Here is a 6,942-nt window from a genome sequence, read left to right as displayed (position 1 = left end):
ATACGTGGCTCAGACAATACAACCAGATCAGACCACATCATGCTCTGAACATGCGCCCACCAGTCCCAGAAACCCTTTTAGACAAACCGCAAATCACTGGTACTGAAACAAGGGGCTAGACAGAATAGCCATCGTCACGTTCCCGAGATCGAGAATAGAAACAGTGTCACTGGCGACGAACCACGGGTCTTTATCGATCATCACGACGCGGATTGAATTTGAGTTGAAAGTCACGATGATACATACGGGCCAACGTCTGCTATGCGGGACGAAACGGACATCCGAGGCAAGTCCTTATCATGCGCTCGGATGGCGGGTCACATAGTCTACAGTTCGTTGCTGCCAGTCCGTATCAGGCATATGAAGAGTTATCGTTGACCTTGATTTCGTTCGCTCCCACCAACTAGCCAGTTTCGGAGAAGACTCACTAATTTGTCGCCATTCCGGTGTTTCAGTCATGTATTTCAGCGCCCCTGCTACGACGATGTCGGCTAGGTCAAAGTCAGTGTCTCTTGCACCAAGATAGTCGCCTATGACTTTTGCAGCTTTGCACATCTCTGGCATCCGCGCCGAAATGAGTTCTTCATCTACAGCGTCACCAGCCATAGGGTTGAAGAGGCGATTGGTTGCAAGCACCGGTACCCAATTCGGCCATGCATAGCTGATGGTTGTCGATATGACTTCCCACATCTTGGCGAGGGCAACTGGATCGCTCGGAGTTAGTTTTGGACCGTCAAACGCGGTTTCGAGGTACATCATTATAGCGATGGTCTCGGTGAATCTGATGCCCTCGTGCTCAAGCACAGGCACCTTGAAGAAAGGGTGTTTGCCGACGTACTCGGGATCTTTGTCATACCCATCCCACGATGCAACCGATTTGAAATTATAGTTCAGACCTTTTTCATCAGCTGCGACCAACGCCATTCTGGTGTACGTGCTGGCCGGGTACCCAAAGAGGGTCGGTTTGCTGGACATAACTGATACTCCAATGGGAAACATAGCAATTTCATAACATGCTCGAGGTATCGCGCAAAATGTCTGCTTCGGGCTCATTACGGACATCCGACGGTTTTGGTAGAGTTACTTGGCCTATCAGACACCAACAATGACAGCTAAGCGGACGAAGCACCCGTTCGCTGCGCTGCGGCGCTCGCTAACTCGGTGAACGAACGCCATTCGGACAAGGTCGCCAACTATTTGTAACAATACGTCGTGAGGTTCTGAACCTTGCGCGGACGACACGTCTTTATCCTCAGTACCGGCCTCGCAGAATTCTTGCGCAACGTGGAATGCTGTGTAACCTGACGTCGCACCTAATGTGAGGATTCTGACGATGGCCGGAGATGGCAAACATGAAAATGAGAGCATTTGGGATTCAGCCGCTCCGGGCTGGGCAAAATGGGAATCCGCTTTAATGGGAGCCGCCGCCGAAGCTACGGAACAAATGCTGGATGCGGCCAACGTAGAAATGGGAATGAAAGTGTTGGACCTCGCCTGTGGCGCAGGCAGCCAGACGATTCAAGCCGCGAAGCGTGTTGGGCCGACTGGCCAGGTTGTCGCAAACGACATCGCAAAGAGAATGTTGACCTTTGCGAAATCAAACGCCGCCGACGCGGGACTGACCAATGTCGAAACACTGCACGGACCAGCGGAAGATCTCTCCGAAAGTGGGCTGCGCGTCGATGCGGCAACCTGCCGACTCGGCCTGATGCTGTTCCAGTCGCCTCAAGACGCGCTCGCGGCCGTGCGAAGCGTCTTGGTGGAGAACGGGCGCCTCGCTGTTCTTGTGGTGGCCTCGCCGCAGGATAACCTGCTGTTTTCAAAAACCATGATGATAGCACTAAAACATGCCGGGAAGACCCCGCCGCCGCCGGGTTCACCAGGGCTGTTTGCATTGTCAGACCCTGCGAGACTAGAGAACTTATTTCAAGCGGCCGGGTATATCGACACTAGGGTCGAGCAGGTTGTCGCCCGGATGTCCATCGCATCGGTCGGGGACGCGCTAACCATGATGCAGGAGGCATTTGGTGCCTATCGCGCAGTGTTGGCGGATCTAGACGACGAAAAACGCGATGTGGCTTGGGGCGAAATCAGGGACTGCATTGGACAGTTTTCGAGCCAAGGCGGTGTTAATGCGGATATGACCTTCCTTCTGGCTTCCGGGACCAACCCGCCAAACTAAAAACAGATCAAGGATGCCGTTCGAGATGCCTATCTGGATGGCGAAGTCGACGGCCCGCGCTCATATGTAGCGACAGCGTAGATTGCGGCCGGGCGACGATAAAAGTGGATCTTTGTGGTCTGAATTGGGCTCTTAACAGTCATCTGACAAAACCACTCAAGTTCTCACTTCAAGCCCAACACTCGCATCACCTATAGTCATCTGAATGCCATTCTTGAGCTTCAACCATATCTGCACCTTCGACTTCATCCCGCTACCCTCACGACGTACCCTTGCCTCATCAACCACTCGGCGCACCCATTGGTTTGCTTCGGGGATAGACAGAAAGATCAACTCTGAGGGCACCGCTCCGTGAATACGAGTGGAACGTGACACCGTTTCCATGTTGCGTTTGATTTCTTCGAGGTCTGCCTCGGCGGATAGGATGGTTCTCTCAAGTGCCGCGTTGTGCCGGTCAGTTCGCATCGCCATACGCCGTTCCAGTGTGTCGATTGCCTCGAGTAACAGACCCTCAAGGCCCTCTGCCTCTTCACTGGTTTCTACCCCGAACGCTTTGATCACTTCGGGCCAATCATCCATGAGTACCTGATCCACGATCGATACTGCACCGATATACTTGTTCGTGACCCGGTCCACGTATGAGATGGATCGGTTGTTTCGCTTGGCCTTACTTGCATTGCCTTCATCCGATTTGAGGACCCCCACGAGACGGCCCCTACAGATACCACCTGGCTGATATCCCGACGGGCCAGTGTACTTGGTTTGGACACGATGGCGCACACGCCTCTCGATTTCCTCATCTACGATCCGAGGGTAGTAGTCCTTCACGGTATCGATGATCACTCGATCTTGCTTGGTGCCCTTACCGATCTGCAGAGTTCCGTAAGGTGTGACCTCACGCACCAGCATGTAGATCAATGCCCCCGTCCACTGCGCCCGACCAGATAGGGTGGTGACACCCCTGTTCCTCAGGTCTGTAGCAATGGTGTTCGTAGGTTCACCATCGGCGTACCTCTGGAACAACTCGCGTACGACCTTGGCTTTCTCTGGGATGACCTTGAAGGAGCCTGTGTCTAGGCTCTCGCCCTCAAACTTAATCCACGCTGGGACTTTGGTGGATCGCTTACGCTTACCTGCCTTGACCTTCTCGGCATTACTCTTCCAAGCAGCACCCACACGTTCGGACTTGAACTTACTTTCCTGATTGGCCCTCTCAAACCCCACAATCATCGTGATCATATCGACCAACTCAAGCGACTCACCTGCCCGATACATTTTGTTATCGCTTAGGGTAACAACATTGATCCCGGCCTTAGTGATCCGTTTGATTAGGAGATAACCCTCCTCGAAGTGCTGGCGGCTTAGACGGTCTAGGTTTTCCACTAAGAGAATGGAGCCTTGTTCAATGATCCCTCTTTCAACTGCCTCCAAGAACGCCCCGAGTGCGCCCACATCAGCGTTAGCCCCTTTGTAGGCTGACACTCCCAAATCCTCGAAGGTCTCAGTTGATAGGTTGTAGCCTTCCCGGTCACACCATTCCCGCGCTCTTTTCGTCTGGCGCTCTACTGAGTTGCCTTCCTTCTGCCCTTCACTCGAGAAGCGAATGTAAGAATAGCAGGTCGGTAGCGATTGATTGGGCATGGAGTTGTTCATGACGCCTCCTCAAGGTGTTGTCAAAGACTGGAAGCATCAAGTCCAACACGAAGCTGGACCTGATGTGTTTCGTGGGAGCCTCCTCTCAACAGCACTCCCTGCCTGAGCAACACCCAGGCTGATTATTGGTCAGAGGAGATCGTACTGTGAAGCAACCGAGGCTATATCAGCGATCTTACCCTCCAACGCGTAGAACTCATCGTCAGTGTATTGTTCGGCTTTGCAGCCGAGAGCCTGTGCATGTTCTTCTCTGAGGTCACATATAAACTCATCAACCCCCTCAATTGTGAGAATTGAAGTGCCATCCTCAGCACGTTCTCCGGTTTCAATGCCGCAACGCTCTATGATGTGGGAAAGTGTTTCTTGAGTGGACTTGAAGTATTGCAGTTTCATTAAATGTTGTTCCTTTTGAAGATAGGCCGATACGGCCCTACTTGGTTTTGATGTGATGAAAACGCTGGAAGGGATTGAAACAAAACGAAATCTAAGAGCATCTCAACGCCAAACCACCGGCCTCACCACAACCCATATTGGCATCCCCCACATAATGTCAACACCCTGATCTTGGGTCCCGGAGGCTACTACTTCGGAGACTACTGGCGCATGGGCCTACCGCTGGAAATTCTGGTGGTGATCGTGAGCATCCCTGCTCTGCTGTATTTTTGGCCCCTATAACTCTTTGTTATTAGCAGTTTAGAGATGTCCTAGATGTCTCTCGACAGCTCAACGCCAACCTCTTGCTCTCTCTCAGAACCATTAGCGCCGTCAAGGACCTAGCTGAGATGGCTAAGAAGGGGATGTCATTAACCTTCAGAAACGAGCAACCTCCCTGCCCTCTTGAGGATACATTGCCGGCCAAAAATTAGTTGTGATAGGATTCGGAAAATTGATGCTAAGGAATAGTTTTATGGATGAGCGCGAAGACAATAAAGTAATGGGCCGCATCAGCGGAGAACAACATGAGCCGGAGCAAGCAGACACAATGCTGATGCGTCTGGTTTATATGGTGCTGATTGCCATCATGATTTCACTTGCGCAAACCATCCTTGGAGCAGCGACAGTGGTGCAGTTCATAATCATGTTGATCAATAACAAGCAGCCGAATGAGCGTTTGTCAGAATTTGGTACCGACCTGGGTATTTGGATCGCCAAAGCCGCAAGGTATCAGACTGCTGCCAGCAATGTGAAGCCTTGGCCTTGGACCGAGTTGGACTAACGTAAACTGTAGGTAATCACATCGGGTCCAAAGCGATCGCCGATTGCTGAGATTCCACATCATACAGGTGTTGGAAATCCTTGGCAGCCATCACTGCCAGTCAATACCACTCATGCTCTGAGACAGGGCATCTCGAATTGCTTCCACTTCTCCAACTCCGTCATGGGGACGGATTGCCAGGTCAATTCTTCGGGCTGCGTTGTACCCTTGCGCCGCAAAGATATCAGGCGCCATTGACCAGGCCTCCATGACTCTCGCCGCAAAGCCCGAAACATCCTGCCGATCTGACCATAACGCCAGATCAGGTAACAAACCGGGATAGAGGATGATTGTTTGATCCGTTGTGCCAGGCAAGGAGGGAATTGCGGCGACATCGGTATCGAGCAGGAGTAAAAGATCAATCTGACCCCGATGCGTATTCTTAAGCTCCGGAAGGGTGAAGGACCGATCATCCAAAAAGGGGATGATCTGCACGTCGACACCGCCAAGATGGCCGTCAGATGTTTCGTCCGGATGGGCATCACGTTCGTCTGCAGCCAAAAGCACCCCACGCACCGCCGAGACAATCCTGTCTTTAGCATCGTCACCCACGGCGTGGACGCCGAGAGAGAATTCGTGAGCAGCCGCTCGATCCAATGATAAAAGGACCAGCATCAGAGTGATGAAAAAGCGCATCATGCGTTATCCTCCCCGTCGCCGCGTCGATCCCGGCCAGTTGGTGTTCTGGCTATTGTAGCTCCGAACCGGTGCCAGCGCACTACTTCCATCTTTCTTTATGGGAAAACACTCCCGCCGGAGGCATAAACGATGGATCAATGCCTGCGGATAACCCCACCACCGCAATACCGTTAAAATACCGACGCAATACCGACGCGCTATTTTCGGGGGTTCAGGCCGCCAAAAACGCCCGCATCGCGGCCTCAAATTCGCGAGGTTTGTCGGCATGCAACCAATGCCCTGCCCCCGGGATTTTGGCAAATTTGGCAGCGGGGAACAGCTCCTTGATCCGGGGCCGGTATTCGGGTTTCACATAGTCGCTCTCAGCCCCCGACAGGAACAGGGTTGGGCCGTCAAACTGGCCCTCGGCACCCTCAGGAAATCCAACAATATCAGGCATTTCCGCCTCCAGAACCTCCAGATTCAGACGCCACTGTACCGGGTCTGATTTCAGGTTCAGAGACTGCAGCAAAAAGGCCCGAACGCCCGGCTCATCCACCAGTTCCGCGAACCTACGATCTGCCTCCGACCGCGATGTAAGTCCTTGTAAATCCAACTCTTTCATCGCCTTCGCCAGATGCGCCTGCGTGTGTTGATAGGCCACAGGCGCAATATCCGCGACGATCAGCTTGCGGATCACTTCAGGCCGGTTCAACGCCATAATCATCGACGCCTTACCGCCCATCGAATGGCCGACCACGTCGGCAATTCCGCCAATGTCTTCAATGACTTCGGCCAATTCCCCTGCCATGTCGAAATAGCTGTTTGTGTCAAACCACGGGCTTTCACCATGATTTCGCATATCAACAGAAACCACCTCACGCGTGTCACCCATCCGTTTGGCAATCACACCCCAGTTCCGGGCCGATCCATAGAGCCCATGAACGATCAGAAGTGGTGGTAAATCAGAGGCTTGACCGATTTTTACATATCTCAGCATAGCCCAGTGATACCCGGTCTAACACGCGGTTTCCACCCGCCTTTTCTGCACCGCACAACAAAAAACGGGGGCCATTGCGACCCCCGTTTCAATTTGCTTATCCGCTATCTTACAAGTTCGGATAAAGCGGGAATCTGGCGCAGAGCTCTGCGACTTTGGCGCGGACGGCGGCCTCGACCTCGGCGTTGCCGTCGGGGCCATTGGCGGCCAGGCCGTCAACAACTTCGACAATCA

Annotated in this window: 7 protein-coding genes; 2 read left to right on the top strand and 5 right to left on the bottom strand. The window is 52.9% G+C overall.

The window, feature by feature from the left end; translation table 11 throughout:
- Positions 1-297: 297 nt before the first annotated feature.
- A complete protein-coding gene (locus AC2D8P_RS16375) occupies positions 298-975 on the bottom strand; it encodes a glutathione S-transferase family protein (protein ID WP_484703932.1) in 678 nt (225 codons plus the stop codon).
- Positions 976-1,333: 358 nt separating this feature from the next.
- On the opposite strand from AC2D8P_RS16375, the gene AC2D8P_RS16370 reads away from it, so the two are divergent.
- Complete coding sequence (locus AC2D8P_RS16370) at positions 1,334-2,182, top strand: class I SAM-dependent methyltransferase (protein WP_484703930.1); 849 nt, start codon at positions 1,334-1,336, stop codon at positions 2,180-2,182.
- 156 nt (positions 2,183-2,338) lie between these two features.
- Here the strand turns inward: AC2D8P_RS16370 and AC2D8P_RS16365 are convergent, their stop codons facing one another.
- Both AC2D8P_RS16365 and AC2D8P_RS16360 read right to left on the bottom strand, forming a co-directional pair.
- Positions 2,339-3,835 (bottom strand): recombinase family protein, encoded by a 1,497-nt coding sequence (locus AC2D8P_RS16365; protein ID WP_484703928.1) that lies wholly within the window; start codon positions 3,833-3,835, stop codon positions 2,339-2,341.
- 129 nt (positions 3,836-3,964) lie between these two features.
- Entirely contained in the window at positions 3,965-4,228 is a 264-nt protein-coding gene (locus AC2D8P_RS16360; protein WP_484703926.1) for a hypothetical protein, read from the bottom strand.
- A 514-nt stretch (positions 4,229-4,742) separates the two neighbouring features.
- Here AC2D8P_RS16360 and AC2D8P_RS16355 point away from each other — a divergent pair.
- Positions 4,743-5,051: a DUF4389 domain-containing protein gene (locus tag AC2D8P_RS16355; RefSeq protein WP_484703924.1), complete on the top strand. Its 309-nt coding sequence runs from the start codon at positions 4,743-4,745 to the stop codon at positions 5,049-5,051.
- A 90-nt stretch (positions 5,052-5,141) separates the two neighbouring features.
- On the opposite strand, the gene AC2D8P_RS16350 is transcribed toward AC2D8P_RS16355, so the two are convergent.
- Both AC2D8P_RS16350 and AC2D8P_RS16345 read right to left on the bottom strand, forming a co-directional pair.
- Positions 5,142-5,729 carry a hypothetical protein gene (locus AC2D8P_RS16350; protein WP_484703922.1) on the bottom strand — a complete coding sequence of 196 codons (588 nt, stop codon included), beginning with the start codon at positions 5,727-5,729 and terminating at the stop codon, positions 5,142-5,144.
- A 211-nt stretch (positions 5,730-5,940) separates the two neighbouring features.
- Positions 5,941-6,708, bottom strand: a complete 768-nt coding sequence (locus AC2D8P_RS16345) for an alpha/beta fold hydrolase (protein WP_484703920.1) — start codon at positions 6,706-6,708, stop codon at positions 5,941-5,943.
- Positions 6,709-6,942: the final 234 nt, after the last annotated feature.

This window comes from Roseovarius sp. YIN77, from assembly GCF_057219155.1.
Note: the sequence above shows the minus strand (reverse complement) of the source record. Positions and strands in the feature narration are given on the sequence as shown.